Raw genomic sequence first — 18,188 nt, forward strand, 5'->3', positions numbered from 1 at the left:
GTCTTCTTTCCACGCCCGCATCCGGGGAGTTTGCCACACGGTCCTTCTCACGTCCGCAGTTTTGCACACCGTATCATCGACTACGCAGCGCTTCGGCACGTCTTCGCAGAACCATCCCCTACACACCGCCATCCGATTTTCCACATCCCAACCGCTATACCGCCACCGCGCTCTATCATCCTCAACGCCTATTTTCGCTCGGTCCCAACAGCCACTACCACGACCAATGTGTGCACCTCCGCCCCGCCCCGACCTTGCACCCGATCCCGAACTCGACCGCGCGGCAATGGAATCCCTCCAGCGCGAAATCGCCGACGTCGCCGTCTTCACCGACGAGTTCACGTTCGACAGTGAGTCGCTGACGAACCCGCTGGCCGCAAGCGCCGCGGCCGATGGCGATCCGCCGACCGTCGTCGGCATCGACCAATCGTTTCTCACGAACGAGGCGGGTGACCAGGACCGAGCACTGAGCGCCGTCATCGCCGTTCGCGGCGGCGAAGTGATCGAGCGCGTTGCCGCCGTGACTGAACTCGAAACGCCCTACATCCCGGGGCTGCTGTCCTTCCGCGAGGGCGGTGCCATCCTCGCGGCGCTCGCCGAACTCTCGGTCGAACCCGACCTCTTCCTCTTCGACGGGAGCGGCCGCATTCACTTCCGGCAGGCCGGAATCGCGACCCACATCGGCGTCGTGCGTGACGTGCCGAGCGTCGGCGTCGCGAAGAGTCTCCTCTGTGGCACGCCGTGCGAGGAAACGGCGGACCTGCAGACCGGAACGCGCGTCGGCATCGAGGCGAACGCGAAGGTCGACGCACCGGAGGGGACGCTGCTCGGCTACGCCGTCCAGACGCGCCAGTACGATTCGCCGAACCGGTACATCAACCCGCTGTACGTCAGCCCCGGCCACCGCGTCGGTCCCGAGACGGCCGCCGATATCGCGCTCGCGTTGGCGTCTTCCTACAAGCTACCGGAGCCCGTCCGCCTCGCCGATAGCTACGCCACCGAGGCCAAGCGCGACTACGTGGACTCCTGAATCCTGATCCCTGAATCCGCATTCGCGTCCCGCCGAACGCGGTGTTCGATACGCAGACGGCACCGGGATTCCGCTATCGGCAGCCTGATATGACGGATCCACCTCTTGCCAACATAGAGACAGATGGTCGACCGATCGCGCGTGCTCTCAGTCTGGCGACGGACGATCTCGCTGTCCTGGCCGATCGCGCTCCAGCAGACGTTCAACACGCTGATGCGGACGGTCGACATCGTCGTCACCGGACTCTTCTCGCCGGCCGCTGTCGCCGCAATCGGGCTCGCGGACCTCTACGCGCAGATTCCGCTTCGAATCGGACTCGGACTCGGGACCGGTTCGATCGCCCTCTCCAGTCAGGATACCGGCAGGGAGGCGACGACGACGCGCGACCGGGCGATCACCCAGGCGATCCTCATCGGGTTCCTGGCCGGCCTGCCGCTGATCGCCGTCGGCCTCGCTCTCTCGGACTCCCTGATCGCCGTCCTCGGTGCCGAACCCGATGTCGTCCGAATGGGCGGCCAGTACCTCGCGCTCATCTTCGTCGCAGCGCCCATGCGAATCGTCGGCCTCGTCGGCGCGCGGTCGCTCCAGGGAACCGGCGACACGCGGACGCCGATGGCCGTCAACGTCGTCGCGAACGGGGTCAACATCGTCATGACGGTCGGACTCGGACTGGGAACCGGCGTCTTTCCCGAACTCGGCATCGTCGGCGTCGGGCTGGCGACGGCGGTCAGTCGAACGATCGAAGCCATCATGATAACCGCCGCAATCGCGAGCGCCTGGACTGAACTCTCGTTCGCCCGCCCGCGATCGGTGACGATCACGCGCCAGTTGGTCGCCGTCAGCCTCCCGAACTTCGCAGAGGGGATGAGCACGTCGCTTGCGAACTTCCCGTTCAACGCGCTGTTACTCACGTTCGGCACGGAGGTAAACGCCGCCTATCACATCGGCCGCCGAATCTACCAGCAACTCACCGGACCGCTGTATCGATCGTTCAACGTCGCCGCGAGCATCGTCGTCGGGCAGACCCTGGGTGACGGCAGACCGGATGAGGCACGGTTTTCGGGGCTCGCAATGACCGCGCTCAGCGTCCTGACGCTCGGAATTGCCGGCGTTGTTCTGGTCGTCGGTGCAACGCCGATCGCCCGCGTGTTCACGAACGACGCCGAAACGCTCACCCACGCCGCCACGTTCACCCGCGTCTTCGGCGTCTCGATGCTGTTCTTCGGTATCTTCTTCCCGATCTCCGGAAGCCTCCGAGGCGCAGGTGACACGCGGACGCCGTTTTACGCCCGCTTTACCGGCACGTTCGGCTTCATGCTCGGCGTGTCCTACCTCGCGGGAATTACGCTCGACTACGGCCTTCCCGGCGTGTACGTCGGTATCATCCTCAGTTACGCCTGGTGGACGCTCGTCGTCACGGCGGGCTTCCTCTGGAGCGACTGGGCCGACACGGCAGCAGCACTCATCGATGAGCGGAGCGACCTTCCGGAGTGAACACTCGGCGCTGCACTCGTCCCCGTCACAGAACTGACTATCATCGCCGATAGAACTCCCACCGAGCGCGACAAACCGTCGATACTTAGGTATCGTCTCACGAACGGGTCACACATGGCCACCGCTGAGGAAGACGAGAGTCCCGCGGAATCCGACGAGGTCGGGGCCGACAGCGCCGACACTGATCGATCCCGGGAATCGACCGATCCCGAGACCGCGACCAGAACAACGACATCCCAGTCCGACCGTGACGACCACATGTCGTCGAATACCGACACCGACGACGACCGGTACACCCGAAAACAATCCGTCCTGATCACCGGCTGTTCGTCCGGTATCGGCCGTGCGACCGCCCGCGCATTTCTCCAGCGAGACTGGCAAGTCATCGCAACGGCCCGTAACACGGACGACATCACCGATCTCGAGGAGGCGGGTTGTACGATACTCGAACTCGACGTGACCGATCCCGACCAGATCGCATCCGTCGTCGAACGAACCGTCGATATCGCCGGTGCGATCGACTGTCTCGTCAATAACGCCGGGTACGCCCAGATGGGTCCCCTCGAAGACATTTCGACGGCAGATCTCCACCGCCAGTTCGATGTCAACGTCTACGGCCCCCACCGGCTCATCCGCGCCGCACTGCCACATATGCGCGCCCAGGGCGAGGGCCGGATCATCAACGTCTCGAGCGTGATCGGCCGCATCTCGATCCCCGGCTCCGGCACCTACGCTGGCTCGAAACACGCACTCGAGGCGATGACCGACTCGCTGCGCGCCGAGGTCGACGAGTTCGGTATCGATGTCACCCTGATCGAACCCGGCCCGGTCGAGACGAACTTCACGAACCGCGTCGACGAGGAACTGCCCGAAGACGAGCGGACCCCAGCCTACGAGTCGCTGTACGAACTTTACGACGAGGCGCAGTTGATCGGCGGTGGGGCAGGTGGCCCCTTCGCGTCCGAAGCCGACGATGTTGCGGCGGCGATTCTCGATGCGGCTTCGACGCCGGAGCCGCCGGCACGGTATCCGGTCGGTCCGCTGGCCCAGTACGGTGTCTACGCCCGCTTCCTGCCGGATCGGCTGCGAGATGCGGCCTACGGACTCCTTCGGAAACTCGCCTGACGCTGTCGTGACACGGTAGAACCGCTATTCTCTACGCCGACGAGGACGGGCCAGACGTTGGTCTTCCTGTCTCCACCAGTTCCGGAGAGTTCAACCACTATTGACCACTACAGCACTCGACAGCAACACCATCGACAGCAACGCCAGCAACACGACCAACGCCACTGCACTCACCACTTGTAACTAGTCACTGTACAGACCAGCGACAGGTCAATCCGCAGCCGCCTGCCGTACTGACGCTCCAGAACAGGTCAACGTGTACGCGCCACCCGGACGTCTATTCACGTAGCCCGCCCGCTGCAGCGCTCGACAGTGTCGGTCGACCGTCATCGGGTGGATCGTCATCTCGAGTGCCGTCGCGATCTCCGCAACGGTTATCGCCTGCGTCGTCTCGAGAACGGCGAGAATCGAACGTTCCTGGGCTGAAAGCGATGTCATGGGACAGAAGGGCCGAAGGATGACGAGTACAATGCTATGGGTGCGCAGTCTCCAAGCATGGCGTTTCGCCTGGGGACAGGTCGGGCGTCAGCGGAACTCGGCTGCGTCGGCGCATCGTGGTCATCGTGCCCGTGCCTATCGTTGGCGAGTTTCCCAATCAAGCGGCGCGCTGATTCTCAGTTGGTGGGAACGGTCCGGTATCCCGGACGAACGTCGGCTCGGGTGGAGTTAGCCGCCCCAGGCCTCGCCGAACTCGGTGGGGAGCGTTCCCAGGTCGATACCCCACGCCATCGGGAGCCACAGCAGTGCGACGAGCGTGATCAATACGATCCCGATGACGTTGAGTCCGACGCCGACGCGGGCCATCTGGGGGAGCGAGATGTAGCCACTTCCGAAGACGATGGCGTTGGGTGGTGTCGCAACTGGGAGCAGTATCGATTCCCGTCTTTCGACGGAGTTGGGCGGTACCACAGACGTTCAGCCATCGGTCGTCTGGAGATGGACGGAGCTCCGCTCATCGTCGTCACAGCAGCACAATCGCGAAGCACGACCAGTTGTGACGGATCGGACTACTCTGAGTCGGTCTCATCCCGTTTCTGCGTCTGCCACCAGTGGATCGCCCAGTTTGGGAGGAATAGCAGAACCACGGCTATAACGCTTACAAACGCGATTACCAGTGTCTCGATCATTGACGCTGAAATCGGATACCACGTGGTTTGTGGTATCTGTTTTGCTGCCGTACCGAACGAGTTCAAAGCGGTGTCCACCGGTGGAAATCCTGACAGTCGGAAGGGGGTGCCAATCAGTACCGATATATACGACTTCCCGTCCACGCGACTGATGGAACACACCGGCACCGATACGCCTTCAGGCGGAACTGCTCTTGGCGTAAAAACTCTTGCGGGCGACACGGGTCTCTGTGCGTTCGCCGTGGCCGGTTTCGGCATGTTCTCTATCGTCGAGCCTGAGCCACGTCTCGTGTCGAGAACTCTTTTGTCACTCGTCGCCCCGGCGTTGCTGCTCGGATTCGGCCTCGGTATGCTCGTTCTAGCCGCAGGATTGTGGAGCGGACTGTACTGGGCCTGGAGTTGGACGATACTCCTCTATACCGGGAGTACGTTCGGTGGTCTCGCCGCAGGAATCACCGCCGGCGACCTCTCAGCGCTCGGTAGCGCCGCTGTTTCGGGTCTCATTGCAGCATACCTCTACCGTCACCGCAACGAGTTCAAAACGACGACTCGCTGAGCGCTCCGCTTTCGTTGAGGTCGTAACCGGGCACGAGAGAAGGTAAACGCCGTTCTCGATCTTCCTGTGTCGTCAGACGGAGACGAGATCACTGTGGACGTACTCTACGTCCACGAGGAGGTGACCGGTCCCGATGCGGAATGGGCCGCAGGCGGTTTTCCGAGACTTACGCCGAAGAGATGACCGAGAACGCCGAGCGCTTCACTCGCCTGCCGGATACTATCGGTCTCGTGAGCGAACACCTCGAGTCGGCCGCCCTCGCGCATGCGGTCCACGAGACGAGCGGCGATTTGGCCGAGGCGATTCTCGACGCTGCAGCCGAGTTCGAGAGCGACACCATCGTTCTCGGCGTTCGGGACCGCTCGCCCGTCGGCAAAGTGCTGTTCGGCAGCGTCGTCCAGGCGGTGATTCTCGACAGCGACCGACCGGTGATGACGGTGCCGCCGGTATCGACGTGACGACCGGATCGCCTCGACGGATTCGAGAGCCGTTTCGACGCGAGACGATCGAGTGGCCGGCTACCGGAGACAGGCCGCAACGACCTCGAGCATCCCGATGCCGCGGACCTCGTCGGCGAACAGCGGCACTCGCCGCACGTCCGGTCCCCGAAAGAGGTCCTGGGCCTCCGCGAGCGCCGACTGCTGGACGTCCCAGCGGCGCTGACAGAACTCACAATCGTCCAGGTTCGGCTGCAAGAACTCGCCGTCGACATCGTCGGTGACGTTAGAAAGCGGCTCCATCACGCGGTTGACGACGACCGTGCCGACGGGAATCTCGAACTCCCGTAACTGCTCGCGCAGCCGCGTCGACTCGTAGACGCTCATCTCCTCGGGGATCATCACGATCCGAAAGTCCGTGCGCGTGGGATCCTGGAGCGCCGACCGGAGCCGTTCGATACGCGTTCGCAACTCCTTCAGGTCGGACAGATCCTGCGTCTGCTCCTCGTCGTCCTGGCCGCCGAACAGCCCCTTCATTCCCTCGAACATGCCGCTTAGTCGCTGGCGGAACTTGAGCATCCGGCCGACCATCGTGTCCATGACCTCCGGCAACTGAAGCAATCGCAAGGTGTGGCCCGTCGGTGCCGTGTCGACGACGACGCGGTCGAATCGCTCGTCGTCCATGTACGCAAGCAACAACTGCATCGCCGCGGCCTCGTCCGCACCGGGCATCGCACCACCAAGCATCGCTTCCATGGGATTCTCCCCGCCGAGCATGTCGCCGAGGCCCCCGAGTTCACCCAGCCCGCCGGCCTCGCTCTGGTCACTGGAGCCGCCGAACGGGCCGCCCTCGCCGAATCCATCGGACCCGTCGCCCGCACCGAACTCGGCGTCCTCACCGCCGCCACCGAAAATCGCCTGGCCGCGTTCCGCAGCCGCTTCGGGGTCGATTTCGGCACCGTAGAGCGGCACGTCCTCCCGAAGTCGGGCCGGTTCGGCGGGCACGTCGATTTCGAACGTATCGGAGAGCGAGTGTGCAGGGTCCGTCGAGACGACCAGCGTACTAGTCCCGCCGCGGGCGCTATCGAGCGCCGTCGCGGCGGCCATCGTCGTCTTGCCGACGCCACCTTTCCCGCCGTAGAGGACGTACTCCGGCCCGTCGATCGGCTCATCGGACGGCTCGACATCGACCGTTTCCCGCGCTGGCTCCTCGTCAGGCGAACTCGTCGGCGTGACCTCGATCGTATTCGAGTCGTCACTGTCGGTTTCGCCACCGTCTGCACCGGCGACAGTCTCCGTCTCGTCCTCGTCGACGACTCCAACGTCGATTCCACTCATGTCAGTCGCTTCGATTCGATCACACGAGTATTCGTCGGTCCAGCGTGGGTCTCGGGCCGAACGAAGGACAGAGACACGACGGGCAACACGAGTTATCGGACGACCGCAACCGGGACCGGTGACCGTCGAACGACGCTCTCCGCGACGCTCCCGAGCAACACGCGAGACACGCCGTCCCGCCCGTGGCTCCCGATAACGATCGTCTCGTAGCCTTCATCGGTCACCCGATCCACGATCCGCCGCTCCGGCTTGCCCGCTGCAACTTCCGTCTCGAGTTCACGATCCGCGCTCGCTGCGAGCGCGGTCGCCTCCTCGAGGAGGTCGGTCGCATACTCGCGGGCCTGCTCGGTGATGGGCAGGCGGAGTTCCGGTCCCTCGAGCGGTTCGACCGTCGTTTCTGCGATCGGGATCACGTAGAGGGCGGTGATCGCCGCGTCGGGGAACGTTTCGAGCGCGAACTCGAGTGCGGCCGTTGCCGGTTCCGAGCCATCGTAGGGGACGAGTATGCGGCTGTCACCGGCGTGCTCTCGGGTCATTCGAGAGTGGACTCGTCGATCAGTTCGAACAGCGGATCGAAATCCTCCGGCAAGCCGTTCCGTACTTTCTCAATGTTCCCTGAAGGAACCACAGCCGCGACGATGGCGACCAGTTGCTGGGCGTGGTAGTTCGCATCGGAACGATCGACGCCTTCCCGTTCGGCAACTCGGTCGAGAAACTCCTGATAATCGAAGCGCTGTCCGTGATCGGCCGCGATCAGATACCGGTCGATCTCCATCGGGAGTGGGCTGGCGAGGTCGGTTGCCTCTCCCTCCTGGAGCCGTTCTCCCAGTGTCGTCAGGACGGCTCGGGTCGCCCGAACGGCCTGGCCGGCCTGTGCGTACTCGAGTTCGTGTTGGACCTGGCCGATGAACTCGGTGTAGTTCATAGCGATAGGGATGACGACATCGACCCGGCTGATAAAGCTAGCAGTGGCAGCGGTACCCGGTATCCACTCGCTATAGCTGCTTCAGCGGCGTTCGAAAGCGCGAACTCGGGGGTCGTCAGTGTTCGAGCAGTGGAGCGAACTCGATTCGGCAGGAGTGGCCGATCAATCGAAGTACTGCGCCAACCGTTCCGCGGCTTCCTCGACGCGCGGGGTGACGAGGGCGAACCGGAGCCAGTCGCTGCGAGAGTCCCCGAACGCGTCGCCGGGCATCCCCGCGACGCCGATCTCGTCGATCAATTGCTCGATGTTTGCGAGTGTCCCCGGATACCCTTCGAACCGAGCCATGACGTAGAACGCACCTTGGGGCGTTGTATAGGCCGCGCCCGCGGCGTCCAGCGCATCGGTGAACGTCTCGACGCGCTCGCGCAGCAGCTCGCGGTTGCGCCGATAGTAGTCCGGGTCCGTCTCGCGCAGGGCGTGTAGCACCGCGTACTGGGCCGGGCGACTCCCGGCGACGTTGACGAGCATGTGCCGACTCCGCGCGTTTGCGACGAGTTCAGGCGGGAAGATAGCGTACCCGACTCGGAAGCCGGTGATCGCGAGCGATTTCGAGAAGGAGTTGGTGACGATTCGGTGATCGGAGTCGACGCCGAGGGCGCTCGAGAACTGGCCCGAGAGATCGAAGTGGTCGTAGACCTCGTCGCTGATGAGGATCGCGTCGTACGCGTCGGCGATGGCGACGAGTTCGCGAACGGTTTCCTCGGGGTATACCGCGCCCGTCGGGTTGTTCGGCGAGTTGACGACGATAGCGGCCGTCTCGTCGCTCGCGGCGGCGCGCACGTCGGCGGGATCGAGTTGGCCCGTCTCGTCCGTCGGGACGAAACGCTGCGTCCCGCCGAGCATCGTCGTCTTGCCGGGGTAGTAGGGGTAGACGGGTTCGGTCAACAGGATCTCGCTCCCCCGGTTGCGTTCCATCGCCCGGGCCATCGCGAGGTAGTTCGCCTCGCCCGCCCCGTTCGTGATGACGACCTGGTCGATGTCGACGCCGCGGCGGTCGGCGATTTCCGCGCGGAGTTCGACCAGTCCGTCGCTCGGGGGATACTGGAATCGGCCCGGGTCGGCGTCGGCGAACTCGTGGAGGCCGGTTCGAAGCGCCTCGGGTGGCTCCCAGTCGGGGTTGCCGCTGACCATGTCGATGACGTCGGTCTCCGCACGGTCGGCGTACTCCATGACGTGGAAGAAAAGCGGCGTCTCGTACTCCATGGGCGTGTATGGAACTGCCCGTACCGTCGTTCTTTCTGTTCCATCGTTCTCTCCGTTCCGTCGCTCTCGGTGGCCGCTTGGCCGTTCCATCCGTCGCCTCCGACGGTGAGCCAACCGCGCCTTGACAACGCTGGATCCCCTTCGGACAGCCATGAACGACGACATCGATCGCACCCTTCCGATGGACGTTGCCGATGCGCTTCGAGAGACCGAAGAGACGCTTTCGGTCGCCGAATCCTGTACCGGCGGCCTGATCGGGGCGGCGATCACCGCCGTGCCGGGCGCGAGCGACTACTTCGAGTCCGGGCTGACGACCTACGCCTACGACGCCAAACGCCGTCACCTCGGCGTTGGTCGAGAACCGCTCGATGAGCACGGTGCCGTCTCCGAACCGGTCGCACGGGAGATGGCCCGCGGCGTCCGCGACGTGACGAACGTCACCTGGGGCATCTCGACCACCGGCGTTGCCGGGCCCACCGGCGGGAGCGAGGAGACGCCGGTCGGTACCGTCTTCATCGGTATCGCCTACGCCGGTCCCTGGGGAAGCGAGTCCTCCTACGCGACGGTCTCGCGCTACGAGTTCAGCGGCGACCGGGCGGACGTTCGCGCGAAGACAGTCGACCGGGCGCTTGCGGATTTGCTTGCGGAAGTCAACGGCCAGCATCCCGAGGCGGTCGACGCCGAGACTAATATCGATCTCGAGACTGACACTGACGCCGATACCGGCACCGGAACCGACACCGAGACTGATACTGATACAGCCGAGTGAGAGTCACAAAAGAAAGCTATTCGGCGGTCGGATTTCGAGTATCGGGTGATGAACAAGAAGGGGCACGTCCTCAACGCCGCGCTGTTGAGTATCGGACTGGGATACCTGCTCGAACCGGCCGGGAATCTGGCGACCTTCGAGACTATCGTCTCCATCGGCGTTCCGATCACGCTCGGCGCGCTGTTTCCGGACGTCGACACCGCGTTCGGCAAACACAGAAAGACGCTGCACAACCTGCCGATTCTAGCCGGCTTCGTCGTCTTTCCCGAACTCTTCGGCAACCTCGAGTGGGTCTGGGTCGGTATTCTGACGCACTACGTCCTCGACGTGGCGGGGAGCAAGCGCGGGATCGCACTCTTCTATCCCCTCTGGAAGCAGGAGTTCGGCCTGCCGGTCGGCGTCGCGGTCAGCAGTCGGCGCGCCGATCTCGTGACGGTCCTCGTGACCGCTGCGGAGGTCGCACTGGCGGCAGTTCTCGTGTTCCGGTTCCCGCAGGAAGGTATTGAACTCGCGCGGCAGTCGATCGGCCTGTAATCCGATTGACGACGGCCGCTACCGACGGTTCGGCGTCCACTCCTCGCAGGCGTCCATATCGTCCATGCCCTGTTCGTGGTAGGCGCAGTAGGGGACCATTCCCGAAGACGAGCGGACGTACTCGAAGTGCTTGCAGTTGCCACAGTAGCGGTCGGTCGGCTCGTCTGGTTCGGTCGCCGTGGCATCGTCCGGCGCGTCCGTGACGATTTCTGCGTCCGTGCCGTCGCCGAGCGGCTCGGACTTGATCGGCGAGGAGAGTTCAGTTGCGGTTGCGCCGCCGTCGCTCGTGACGGCTCCGGAGGCAGCTGTCGACTGTGTCGTGGCGGCCTCTCTCGTCGTCTCCGTTTTCGGAGCAGATGAGGCGGATCGGGTCGATTGAGACGTGGATGATCCGCCGTCGGTATCGTCGCCGTTCGTCTGCGTTTCGACGTCTCCATCGGGGGTCCCACCGAGGAATCCGATGCCGCCGAGGCCGCCCGGATCGGTCGATTCCTCGACTTCGACGACCGTCTGATTGTGCCGTGTCACGTTCATCTCGAGCATGCCGCCGGGATCGTTTCGCGTTTTGAAGTTGACGACGGCGACGAACAGACACCAGACGGCGATGAAGAGGCCGAGGAGGTAGATCGCGGATACGTGTAGCGTGAGTTCCTTCCCGTACCCCCGCCAGTGGTGGGGATAGGCGTACCAGAAGAGCACGACACCGAGGAGACAGAGGCTCGCACTGATCGCGGCGGCCGCGCGGACGCGGCGACTCGCTGGCAAAACCGTGAAGACGCCGACGAGCGCCGCCGGGACGCCGATCCCCGCGAGGACGCCGGCGATCGCGACGATCGCAAACTGGTCGGCCATCCCCCAGTCGGCGAACCCGACCGCGAAGTCGGCGGCGACATCCGTCGTGGCGACGAGTACGGCGACGACGGCGAGAATCGCACCCACCAGGACGAGCCCCGTGCCGGCGTACAGCCGCCGTCGGCTCGTCACCTCCCGGGTGTTCCCCTCGTACGCCTCCGTCAGGCTTGTCATGCTGGCTTGTTCGCCCTCCCAGCACAAAACGATACGTCAGACACACATAAGAAAACAGATACGTTTGCTGTACAAGTGCATAGTCGAAACGGAGATCCCCCACCCCTCAACGGTCGACGACCGGCACGTCGACGACGACCGGCCCATCGTGCTCGAGCGCCTCGCCTATCGTCTCATCGATCTCCGCCGGCGATTCCAGGGTGATACCGGTCGCCCCGTGCGCCTCGGCGCTCCCGACCAGATCGACCGGCGGTTCGAACTCGATGCCGGCGTAGTCGAACTCGTCCGGATCGCCGCCCATCAGCGCCGCCGTGTTCTCCTTGAGGATGCGATAGTTGCGGTTGTCGGGGATGACGACGGTCAGATCGAGGTCGTACCGCGTCGCCGTGTACAGCGTCTGCGGATAGTAGAGGTACGAGCCGTCGCCGACGTACCCCAGGACGGACCGATCGCCGCCCGCCTCGCGTTCGGCGACGGCAGCGCCGACGCTCGCGGGCAGTCCGTAGCCGAGGCCGCCGCCCTTCGTTCCCAGTAGCTGGGTGGCCTCGAACGGGAACTCGTCGAGGAGCGGCGGCGACGCGGTGATGGCCTCGCTGACGACGAGCGCGTCCGGCGCGACGCGGCGAAACGCCCGCGCGAGACCGGCTTTCGTGAGCGTCCCGTCGACAGTCTCGGGCGTCGTCGAACCGGACGCCTCGCTCTCGGCCCACGCGCGAACGCCCTCGAGTCGCCGCTCCCGTTCGCCCTCGTCGACGGCCGCCGCGACCCGATCCGCGAGTTCAGGCAGGATCGCCGCCGGATCGCCGAGCACCGCCGTATCGGCGGGGGCGTGTTTGCCGAGTTCCCAGGCGTCGGCGGCGATGTGGACGCAGTTCGCGTCCTCGGGGACCAACCGTCTCGTCGGTCGCGTGACCGTCGTATTCGTCGAGCAGCCGACGAAAACGAGCGTATCGGTGTCCATCGCCGCCGCCGTCGCGGGCGCTTTCGTCGAGAGGACGCCTTGCCACTGCTCGTGAGCCGTCGGAAAGTTCACCTCGTAGGCCAGGATCTCGTTGTGAACTCGTGCGCCGGCGGCCTCGGCGAGTTCGACCGCGGCCGCGACCGCGTCGGAGCCTCGTCGGCCGACCTCGTCGCCGAGGACGATGACGGGGTCCTCGGCGTTGGTAAGCGCTGTGGCGGCCTCGCCGATGGCGTCCGCGTCGCCGCGTCCGGCGGTCGGAATCTTGCCGAGTCGTTCGGGCGACTGCTCCGTCTTGGCCTGCTGGACGTCGACGGGGAGCGAGAGGAAAACCGGCCCTGTCGGCGGCGTCAGCGCGGTTCTGACGGCCCGACGGACCATCCGCGGAAGCGCTGCAACGTCTTTCACCTCGGCGCTCCACTTCGTGAACGGTTCGGCCATCGAGACGAGATCGCCGCTCAGGATCGGCTCTTCCTGCTGGAAGTCCCGACTGTGCGTCCCGGCGGTGAGCAATACCGGCGCACCCGAGATATTCGCGTTGTAGAGGTTGCCGAGTCCGTGTGCCAGACCGCCGGCGAGGTGGAGATTCGCGACGCCGAGCGGGAGGACGTCCGTCTGTGCCGCGGTCCGGGTTTCGTCCGTAGCCGCATTCGCGTGGTGCCGCCGCCGCATCGCGTACCCCGCAGCGGCCCCGACCGCAACGTCCTCGTGAAGCCCGAGTACGTACTCGAGTTCACTATCGACGACCGACTGCATCAGCGGGAGTTCGGTCGTTCCCGGATTCCCGAATAAGTGGGTCACACCGTACGATTCGAGACTGTCGACAAGGAGATCGGCCCCCGTATATCCCATGTGAAAACCTCTCTCGATAGCGCCCTTATAGAACTATCGTGGGTTCGTTGACGTGTCTGGCCCCCAGACGGCGGGCAATAGCGCGGAGAGACGTGCTGGCGAGACCTGTCGGGACCGGAAACGAAACCTTGAATCGACGCGCTCGCAAAGTTTCGGCTATGAGTGACGAGGACGATTCGGAGCCGGCCGTCACGCTCGGCGAGCACACGCCCGTCGAGGGTGCGCCGCTCGCCCGCGTGAGTTCGCGACTGACCTGGCCCAAAGAGCGAAGCGAAGTCGACCGCCTCGAAGGCGACAGCGTTATTCGCACGCCTGCCGGCCCGAAAGAACTCTCGGCCGTCCTCGAGGACGTAGACGAGACGTACTTCCAGCGCCGACAGGAGTTCGAGACTCACGTTCGCGAGGTTATCGGAACGGGACCAGTTTCGACAGCAGACGGCGAGTAATAGTAATCCGTGGCAACTGGGGACGAACAACACGCAAGCGGGCTGCTCCGATGGGTTCAGGAGCAGGGAAACCGCCTCTCCTGGGTCCAGAAATCACTGCTCGTCGGGGCTGTTCTGACGGTGGTGTGGATGCACGCCGTCCCCGGTGAGTTAGATCGCCGTGCCGTTGTCGATGGTACCCTCTTGATCGGCGGCCCGCTTGCACTCGGGCTGACCCACGGCCGACACGTCGGCTGGAACATTAACCGAGTGGCAATCCGAAACGCCGTCCTGCTCTCGCTTTTCGTGCTCCCGTTCTACCTCGTCGGCTCGACGCTGCCGACGATCCGCGAGTTCTATCCGATGTGGGGGACCTCCGCCGCGCCGGCCGAGTTCGTCCCGCACGCGATCAGGCTGTTCGTGCTCGCGTTGGCGGCCGAGACGTACTACCGCGGCTTGCTCTGTGTCGGGATTCGAGAGATCGGCATCAAAGCGGTGTTCATCAGCCCGATCGTCTACATGATTCACCACGCCTCGAAGCCACCGATCGAGTTCGTCCTGTCGGGGCCGACGGACGTGCTGTTCGGTGCGGTAGACTACGAGTCGGACTCGATTTTGCCTTCGGTCATCGCCCACGGAGCGGGGCTCGTCTTGCTCGACTGGCTCGTCCTCCACGACCCGTTGTTCGATCCGACGCCGGTCCTCGAACTCGTCGAGTGGCTGCCGGTGCCGTTGTAAGCGCCCCTCGAAATTCGTCCATGTCCGGCGGAACGACGCCTGGGCTGAACTACATCTGAGCGGAACTCGAGCAGATACGAGAGAGGGTCAGATACCGAACGTCGCCCGAAGCATGTCCCGTGTTCCGGGACCAAGGCCGACCGCGACGACGGTAATCAACAGGAGGATCGCGTAGCGGGGGCTCTCCTCGAAGATCGTGTCGTCGAAGATCCAGACGACGAAGACCGCTGCCGCGAGTTTGACGAGGAGGAACGGCCAGGCGTCGCCGGTGACCGCGACGATGCTCTCGGGCAGAATCGAATCGGTTAGATCGACGACCGCTGCGTTGATCGGGTGTTTCGGGATCAGGTTCCTGTCGTGGCCGAACGCTGTCGCCCAGTCGAGTCCGACGACGTTTGCGACGCCGTCGATCGAGTGTGCCCAGATGACGACTGCACCGATGAACTTCGTCCCGCGGTTGATTCCGGGGACGAACCGATCAATCACGGCCCAGGTGATCGCCGTGGCGACGGTCGCACCGCCGAGGATCGTGAGCAGGAGCAACGGGTAGAACTCCACGTAGTCCGTCGTCGCGGAGAGATACCCGAGGTAGCCGACCGTTCCGGCGAGCAACGTCGTCCCGATTGCACCGAGTGGATACTCATAGCCCGACACGTAGTCGTTTCGCTCGAGCCAGACCGAAACGACGACGGCCAAAAGCGTCAGGAAGAAGACGGTGAAGTAGATGAGCGGACTGATGATGATGCCCGACCACGGGAGCTGAATGGGGAGTTCGCCGGTCGCGCGGTAGGCGGCGACGTTCGAGTCCTCCACGACGCGCAACGCCCCGCCGAAGAGCATGAACGGGAACAGGCCGTAGAAGCCGGCCCGGTAGCGCTCGATCTCGAGGCGGTCAATCAGGAAGACGACGCCGACGACGGACAGGATAAGCGTCGGAATGTAGCCGGCGTAGGAGACGAACGTGTAGCCGGGCGACGCCGTCGGTCCGGCACCGACACCAGCCTCACCGCACCGTAGCTGCTCGCCGCCTGCCCAGGCGACGCAATTCCACCCGTGGGCGTCCGCGACGACCGGCCCCCAGAAGTACTGCCAGATGATGTCGACGTACACTTGCTGGTAGAAGGCAGTCGCGGCGAGGGCCACCACTGCGACGAGAGTGACGACGGTGAGGGCCCACACTTTCAACGGGCCGTACCGCTCGATCGACTCGTACATACCGGATATCCGTTCGAGCGAGCGCTTACCGTTTCCGGTTTCCGTCGTCTCCCGATTACCACTGAACTCGCTGTCCAGTCACCGACTACGCGGCGTCGATCTCCCGTGCAACCGCGAGCACTTCGTCGTGCAACGCGCCGTTCGAGGCGACCAACCCGTCGCTATCGTGTCGCCAGCGGTCTCCCTCGAGATCGGTGACGACCCCGCCCGCCTCCCGGATCAAGCCGACGCCGGCAACGGTGTCCCACGGGTTAGCTCGCCGGTTCGTCACGACGCCCTCGAGTGCTCCCGACGCAACCATCGCGAGTTCGAGTTGCGCACAGCCGAAGCGGCGCATATCGCTAAACCGGGTGACGATCGCTCGCGTCGCCGCGGCGTACTGGTCTCGCCGGTCGGTCGGCCACCAGTAGGTCGGACACACCGTGCTCGTCTCCGGATCGGTGCGGTCGCTGACGGTAAGCGGATCACCGTTTACCGACGCACCGGCTGGACCGAACCGGTAGGTGTCATCCAGGGCGGGACAGACGGTCGCCGCGCCGATTGGCTCTCCGTCGACGACGGCCGCGACTGCGGTGCCGAAGGCGCGGATCTCGTCCACGTAGTTGTTCGTGCCGTCGATCGGGTCGACGATCCAGGCGGGCCCGGTGTCGGGAACGGTCTTCAGCGCGTCGTCCTCCTCGCCGACGATAGGGTCGTCCGGGTACGCCTCGCGGATAACGTCGATCACGGCCGCCTGCGCGTCGCGGTCGGCCTGGGTCACAACGTCTGTCTTGCCGTCTTTGAACTCGAGTTCGAGTTCGGTGCGAAAGGAGTCGAGGGCGACCGCCGCGCCGGCGGTCGCTGCGCGGGTGGCGAGGGTTGCGCGGTGGTCGCTATCTATCTCTGTGTCCGTTTGTCCGTCCGCGTCCGGTTCCGGATTCACACCTGACTCGGGATCGCCCTGGCGATCACTCATTGCTCAGCAGTCCGGCGTCTGTCCTGATAAGCACTGGCGATTTGCGAGCGTCCCGTACTCGCAACTCCCGGTGAGCGCTGGATAGACGAACCGTGTATTACTTCCAGTCGATCAGCGTCCGACGGGGTCAGAGGCGCGTGCTGAACTTGCACCCGGTACCGGAGACGTAATTCTTAGTTATCGTGTCGTCACCGTGCAGCCGTTCGCCGTTACGATGGCGGTATGCTCGGACTGACTGACAAGCGCTCCTCGTTCCGCTTTGAGAACGGGGTCGCTCTTGAGGACGCCCTTATTTTCTAGGTTTCGAACGGTCATTGTGAGTCCGGAGATATCGTACCAGCGAGTCGTAAACGGGAGATTTCGTCGCGTCTCGCGGAGCGTGTCGAGCAATTTTCGGCTGCGTCGATCGCGTACAGGTCGGTCAGTATCGAGACGGAAAATGCGTTCGTCGCTTCCCTCCGTAACGCGGCCTCGACCGGTGGTGGCGAACGTCTCGACGGCGAGAACGTCCCCTTCGGAAAGCTCGATCCCGTTGTCACTACCGGTGTTTGGGAGCATCGGAGCCGTGTGAGCGTCGTAGTGGCCAAGACCATGTCCGGCGAGATTCACAACTGGGCGAAATCCACGGTCCCGAATCGCTTGCTCGATACTGTGCCCAACTGTCCCGGTGTGGACGCCGGCTTCGATCGTCCGAAGTGCCGCCGCTAACGCGGCGTCGCTGGCAGCAACGAGTTCGTCGTGTGTCCCCGAGAGATCGATCGTTACAGCGGCGTCGGAGCACCAGCCGTTGACGTGGACGCCCATATCGAGCGTCACGAGATCCGCGTCGCCAAACGTACTCTCATCAGCCGGTGTCGGAATCGCATGGGATGCTTCTTCGTTGATATTTATGTTGACTGGGAACGCTGGGCTCCCGTCGAGGTCCCGGATTCGCGTTTCGGCGAAGTCAGCGATTTCGAACTGACTGACCTCGGGTTCGATTCGAGGGATCGTCTCGTCAAATACCTGCGAGAGAATCTCGCCTGCTTTTTGCAGATCTGACCACGTTTCTTCCGATACGTCGCCGGGAGCCATAGCTTTTGCATCGATCCGCCCATACATAGTGGTTTGTCTCAGAGTGCGTTTCAGTCGTTCCGATGCAACTGTGTAGTCACTGGACGGAATAGAGGAACAGAGCGTCGGCGGACGGCAGCAGCTACCGTTCTGTCGTCCGTCTGTGAGAATTTGCGAGGGCAAGAGGCTCGCTCTTGCCGCACTATGGTGAGTGCGAGGGGAGGGGATCGAACCCACGAACGTCTACACGAGCGGATCTTGAGTCCGCCGCCGTTGACCGCTTGGCTACCCTCGCACGCATCCCGTTGTTCGGGGGTCGTCGGGTTAAACGGTCCGGTTTCGATTCCACGTCGCACTCATCGCCGCGT

At 64.0% G+C, this 18,188-nt stretch carries 18 protein-coding genes, 1 tRNA gene and 2 pseudogenes; 9 read left to right on the plus strand and 12 right to left on the minus strand.

Going from position 1 to position 18,188, the window contains the following annotated elements; all coding sequences use genetic code 11:
* The first annotated feature begins 226 nt into the window (after window positions 1-226).
* From C484_RS02425 to C484_RS02435, 3 genes are all read left to right on the plus strand, one after another.
* A complete protein-coding gene (locus tag C484_RS02425) occupies window positions 227-1,030 on the plus strand; it encodes an endonuclease V (protein ID WP_006824389.1) in 804 nt (267 codons plus the stop codon).
* Between the two features lie 123 nt (window positions 1,031-1,153).
* Window positions 1,154-2,524, plus strand: a complete 1,371-nt coding sequence (locus tag C484_RS02430; RefSeq protein WP_006824390.1) for an MATE family efflux transporter — start codon at window positions 1,154-1,156, stop codon at window positions 2,522-2,524.
* A gap of 114 nt (window positions 2,525-2,638) precedes the next feature.
* Window positions 2,639-3,649, plus strand: a complete 1,011-nt coding sequence (locus C484_RS02435) for an SDR family oxidoreductase (RefSeq protein WP_006824391.1) — start codon at window positions 2,639-2,641, stop codon at window positions 3,647-3,649.
* A 210-nt stretch (window positions 3,650-3,859) separates the two neighbouring features.
* Here the strand turns inward: C484_RS02435 and C484_RS02440 are convergent, their stop codons facing one another.
* Together C484_RS02440 and C484_RS02445 are read right to left on the minus strand one after the other, a co-directional pair.
* Complete coding sequence (locus C484_RS02440; RefSeq protein WP_006666475.1) at window positions 3,860-4,087, minus strand: MarR family transcriptional regulator; 228 nt, start codon at window positions 4,085-4,087, stop codon at window positions 3,860-3,862.
* 228 nt (window positions 4,088-4,315) lie between these two features.
* Window positions 4,316-4,525, minus strand: a pseudogene (locus tag C484_RS02445) (anion permease); the annotation flags it as partial.
* A 60-nt stretch (window positions 4,526-4,585) separates the two neighbouring features.
* Between C484_RS02445 and C484_RS24130 the strand changes: the two are divergent.
* Together C484_RS24130 and C484_RS24865 are read left to right on the plus strand one after the other, a co-directional pair.
* Entirely contained in the window at window positions 4,586-5,332 is a 747-nt protein-coding gene (locus C484_RS24130; protein ID WP_239640911.1) for a hypothetical protein, read from the plus strand.
* A gap of 27 nt (window positions 5,333-5,359) precedes the next feature.
* Window positions 5,360-5,790: pseudogene (locus C484_RS24865) on the plus strand (universal stress protein); the annotation flags it as partial.
* A 60-nt stretch (window positions 5,791-5,850) separates the two neighbouring features.
* Here the strand turns inward: C484_RS24865 and C484_RS02460 are convergent.
* The 4 genes from C484_RS02460 to C484_RS02475 all read right to left on the minus strand — a co-directional run bounded on the left by C484_RS02460 (window position 5,851) and on the right by C484_RS02475 (window position 9,295).
* Window positions 5,851-7,107, minus strand: a complete 1,257-nt coding sequence (locus C484_RS02460; RefSeq protein ID WP_006824395.1) for an ArsA family ATPase — start codon at window positions 7,105-7,107, stop codon at window positions 5,851-5,853.
* A gap of 92 nt (window positions 7,108-7,199) precedes the next feature.
* Window positions 7,200-7,643: a universal stress protein gene (locus C484_RS02465; RefSeq protein WP_006824396.1), complete on the minus strand. Its 444-nt coding sequence runs from the start codon at window positions 7,641-7,643 to the stop codon at window positions 7,200-7,202.
* On the minus strand, window positions 7,640-8,032 hold the full coding sequence (locus C484_RS02470) for a DUF2267 domain-containing protein (protein WP_006824397.1): 393 nt from the start codon (window positions 8,030-8,032) through the stop codon (window positions 7,640-7,642). Before C484_RS02470 ends, C484_RS02465 begins: the two co-directional genes overlap by 4 nt.
* A 162-nt stretch (window positions 8,033-8,194) precedes the next feature.
* Entirely contained in the window at window positions 8,195-9,295 is a 1,101-nt protein-coding gene (locus C484_RS02475) for a pyridoxal phosphate-dependent aminotransferase (RefSeq protein WP_006824398.1), read from the minus strand.
* A 151-nt stretch (window positions 9,296-9,446) separates the two neighbouring features.
* Between C484_RS02475 and C484_RS02480 the strand changes: the two genes are divergently transcribed.
* Both C484_RS02480 and C484_RS02485 read left to right on the plus strand, forming a co-directional pair.
* Window positions 9,447-10,064 carry a CinA family protein gene (locus C484_RS02480; RefSeq protein WP_006824399.1) on the plus strand — a complete coding sequence of 206 codons (618 nt, stop codon included), beginning with the start codon at window positions 9,447-9,449 and terminating at the stop codon, window positions 10,062-10,064.
* A gap of 48 nt (window positions 10,065-10,112) precedes the next feature.
* Complete coding sequence (locus tag C484_RS02485) at window positions 10,113-10,598, plus strand: metal-dependent hydrolase (RefSeq protein WP_006824400.1); 486 nt, start codon at window positions 10,113-10,115, stop codon at window positions 10,596-10,598.
* A gap of 18 nt (window positions 10,599-10,616) precedes the next feature.
* Here the strand turns inward: C484_RS02485 and C484_RS02490 are convergent, their stop codons facing one another.
* Both C484_RS02490 and C484_RS02495 read right to left on the minus strand, forming a co-directional pair.
* Complete coding sequence (locus tag C484_RS02490) at window positions 10,617-11,624, minus strand: DUF7139 domain-containing protein (protein ID WP_006824401.1); 1,008 nt, start codon at window positions 11,622-11,624, stop codon at window positions 10,617-10,619.
* A gap of 106 nt (window positions 11,625-11,730) precedes the next feature.
* Window positions 11,731-13,434 (minus strand): thiamine pyrophosphate-binding protein, encoded by a 1,704-nt coding sequence (locus C484_RS02495; protein ID WP_006824402.1) that lies wholly within the window; start codon window positions 13,432-13,434, stop codon window positions 11,731-11,733.
* 158 nt (window positions 13,435-13,592) lie between these two features.
* Between C484_RS02495 and C484_RS02500 the strand changes: the two genes are divergently transcribed.
* Together C484_RS02500 and C484_RS02505 are read left to right on the plus strand one after the other, a co-directional pair.
* A complete protein-coding gene (locus C484_RS02500; RefSeq protein ID WP_006824403.1) occupies window positions 13,593-13,880 on the plus strand; it encodes a DUF5789 family protein in 288 nt (95 codons plus the stop codon).
* Between the two features lie 9 nt (window positions 13,881-13,889).
* On the plus strand, window positions 13,890-14,597 hold the full coding sequence (locus C484_RS02505) for a CPBP family glutamic-type intramembrane protease (protein ID WP_006824404.1): 708 nt from the start codon (window positions 13,890-13,892) through the stop codon (window positions 14,595-14,597).
* A gap of 87 nt (window positions 14,598-14,684) precedes the next feature.
* Here C484_RS02505 and C484_RS02510 read toward each other — a convergent pair whose 3' ends face one another.
* From C484_RS02510 to C484_RS02525, 4 genes are all read right to left on the minus strand, one after another.
* Window positions 14,685-15,812 carry a DUF63 family protein gene (locus tag C484_RS02510; protein WP_006824405.1) on the minus strand — a complete coding sequence of 376 codons (1,128 nt, stop codon included), beginning with the start codon at window positions 15,810-15,812 and terminating at the stop codon, window positions 14,685-14,687.
* 85 nt (window positions 15,813-15,897) lie between these two features.
* Window positions 15,898-16,767 carry an inositol monophosphatase family protein gene (locus C484_RS02515; RefSeq protein ID WP_006824406.1) on the minus strand — a complete coding sequence of 290 codons (870 nt, stop codon included), beginning with the start codon at window positions 16,765-16,767 and terminating at the stop codon, window positions 15,898-15,900.
* Between the two features lie 177 nt (window positions 16,768-16,944).
* Window positions 16,945-17,841 (minus strand): type II methionyl aminopeptidase, encoded by an 897-nt coding sequence (map, locus tag C484_RS02520; RefSeq protein ID WP_006824407.1) that lies wholly within the window; start codon window positions 17,839-17,841, stop codon window positions 16,945-16,947.
* Between the two features lie 191 nt (window positions 17,842-18,032).
* Window positions 18,033-18,115, minus strand: a tRNA-Leu gene (locus C484_RS02525).
* Between the last annotated feature and the right edge of the window lie 73 nt (window positions 18,116-18,188).

This window comes from Natrialba taiwanensis DSM 12281 (assembly GCF_000337595.1).
Classification (GTDB): Archaea; Halobacteriota; Halobacteria; order Halobacteriales; family Natrialbaceae; genus Natrialba; species Natrialba taiwanensis.

What these genes read in the sequence shown, in the direction of transcription:
- map (WP_006824407.1), bottom strand. Translation starts at nt 17,841, where the DNA reads ATGGCTCCCGGCGACGTATCGGAAGAAACGTGGTCAGATCTGCAAAAA.
- C484_RS02470 (WP_006824397.1), bottom strand. Translation starts at nt 8,032, where the DNA reads ATGAACTACACCGAGTTCATCGGCCAGGTCCAACACGAACTCGAGTAC.
- C484_RS02510 (WP_006824405.1), bottom strand. Translation starts at nt 15,812, where the DNA reads ATGTACGAGTCGATCGAGCGGTACGGCCCGTTGAAAGTGTGGGCCCTC.
- C484_RS02500 (WP_006824403.1), top strand. Translation starts at nt 13,593, where the DNA reads ATGAGTGACGAGGACGATTCGGAGCCGGCCGTCACGCTCGGCGAGCAC.
- C484_RS02490 (WP_006824401.1), bottom strand. Translation starts at nt 11,624, where the DNA reads ATGACAAGCCTGACGGAGGCGTACGAGGGGAACACCCGGGAGGTGACG.
- C484_RS02435 (WP_006824391.1), top strand. Translation starts at nt 2,639, where the DNA reads ATGGCCACCGCTGAGGAAGACGAGAGTCCCGCGGAATCCGACGAGGTC.
- C484_RS02480 (WP_006824399.1), top strand. Translation starts at nt 9,447, where the DNA reads ATGAACGACGACATCGATCGCACCCTTCCGATGGACGTTGCCGATGCG.
- C484_RS24130 (WP_239640911.1), top strand. Translation starts at nt 4,586, where the DNA reads ATGGACGGAGCTCCGCTCATCGTCGTCACAGCAGCACAATCGCGAAGC.
- C484_RS02460 (WP_006824395.1), bottom strand. Translation starts at nt 7,107, where the DNA reads ATGAGTGGAATCGACGTTGGAGTCGTCGACGAGGACGAGACGGAGACT.
- C484_RS02495 (WP_006824402.1), bottom strand. Translation starts at nt 13,434, where the DNA reads ATGGGATATACGGGGGCCGATCTCCTTGTCGACAGTCTCGAATCGTAC.
- C484_RS02515 (WP_006824406.1), bottom strand. Translation starts at nt 16,767, where the DNA reads ATGAGTGATCGCCAGGGCGATCCCGAGTCAGGTGTGAATCCGGAACCG.
- C484_RS02425 (WP_006824389.1), top strand. Translation starts at nt 227, where the DNA reads ATGTGTGCACCTCCGCCCCGCCCCGACCTTGCACCCGATCCCGAACTC.
- C484_RS02475 (WP_006824398.1), bottom strand. Translation starts at nt 9,295, where the DNA reads ATGGAGTACGAGACGCCGCTTTTCTTCCACGTCATGGAGTACGCCGAC.
- C484_RS02465 (WP_006824396.1), bottom strand. Translation starts at nt 7,643, where the DNA reads ATGACCCGAGAGCACGCCGGTGACAGCCGCATACTCGTCCCCTACGAT.
- C484_RS02430 (WP_006824390.1), top strand. Translation starts at nt 1,154, where the DNA reads ATGGTCGACCGATCGCGCGTGCTCTCAGTCTGGCGACGGACGATCTCG.
- C484_RS02440 (WP_006666475.1), bottom strand. Translation starts at nt 4,087, where the DNA reads ATGACATCGCTTTCAGCCCAGGAACGTTCGATTCTCGCCGTTCTCGAG.
- C484_RS02485 (WP_006824400.1), top strand. Translation starts at nt 10,113, where the DNA reads ATGAACAAGAAGGGGCACGTCCTCAACGCCGCGCTGTTGAGTATCGGA.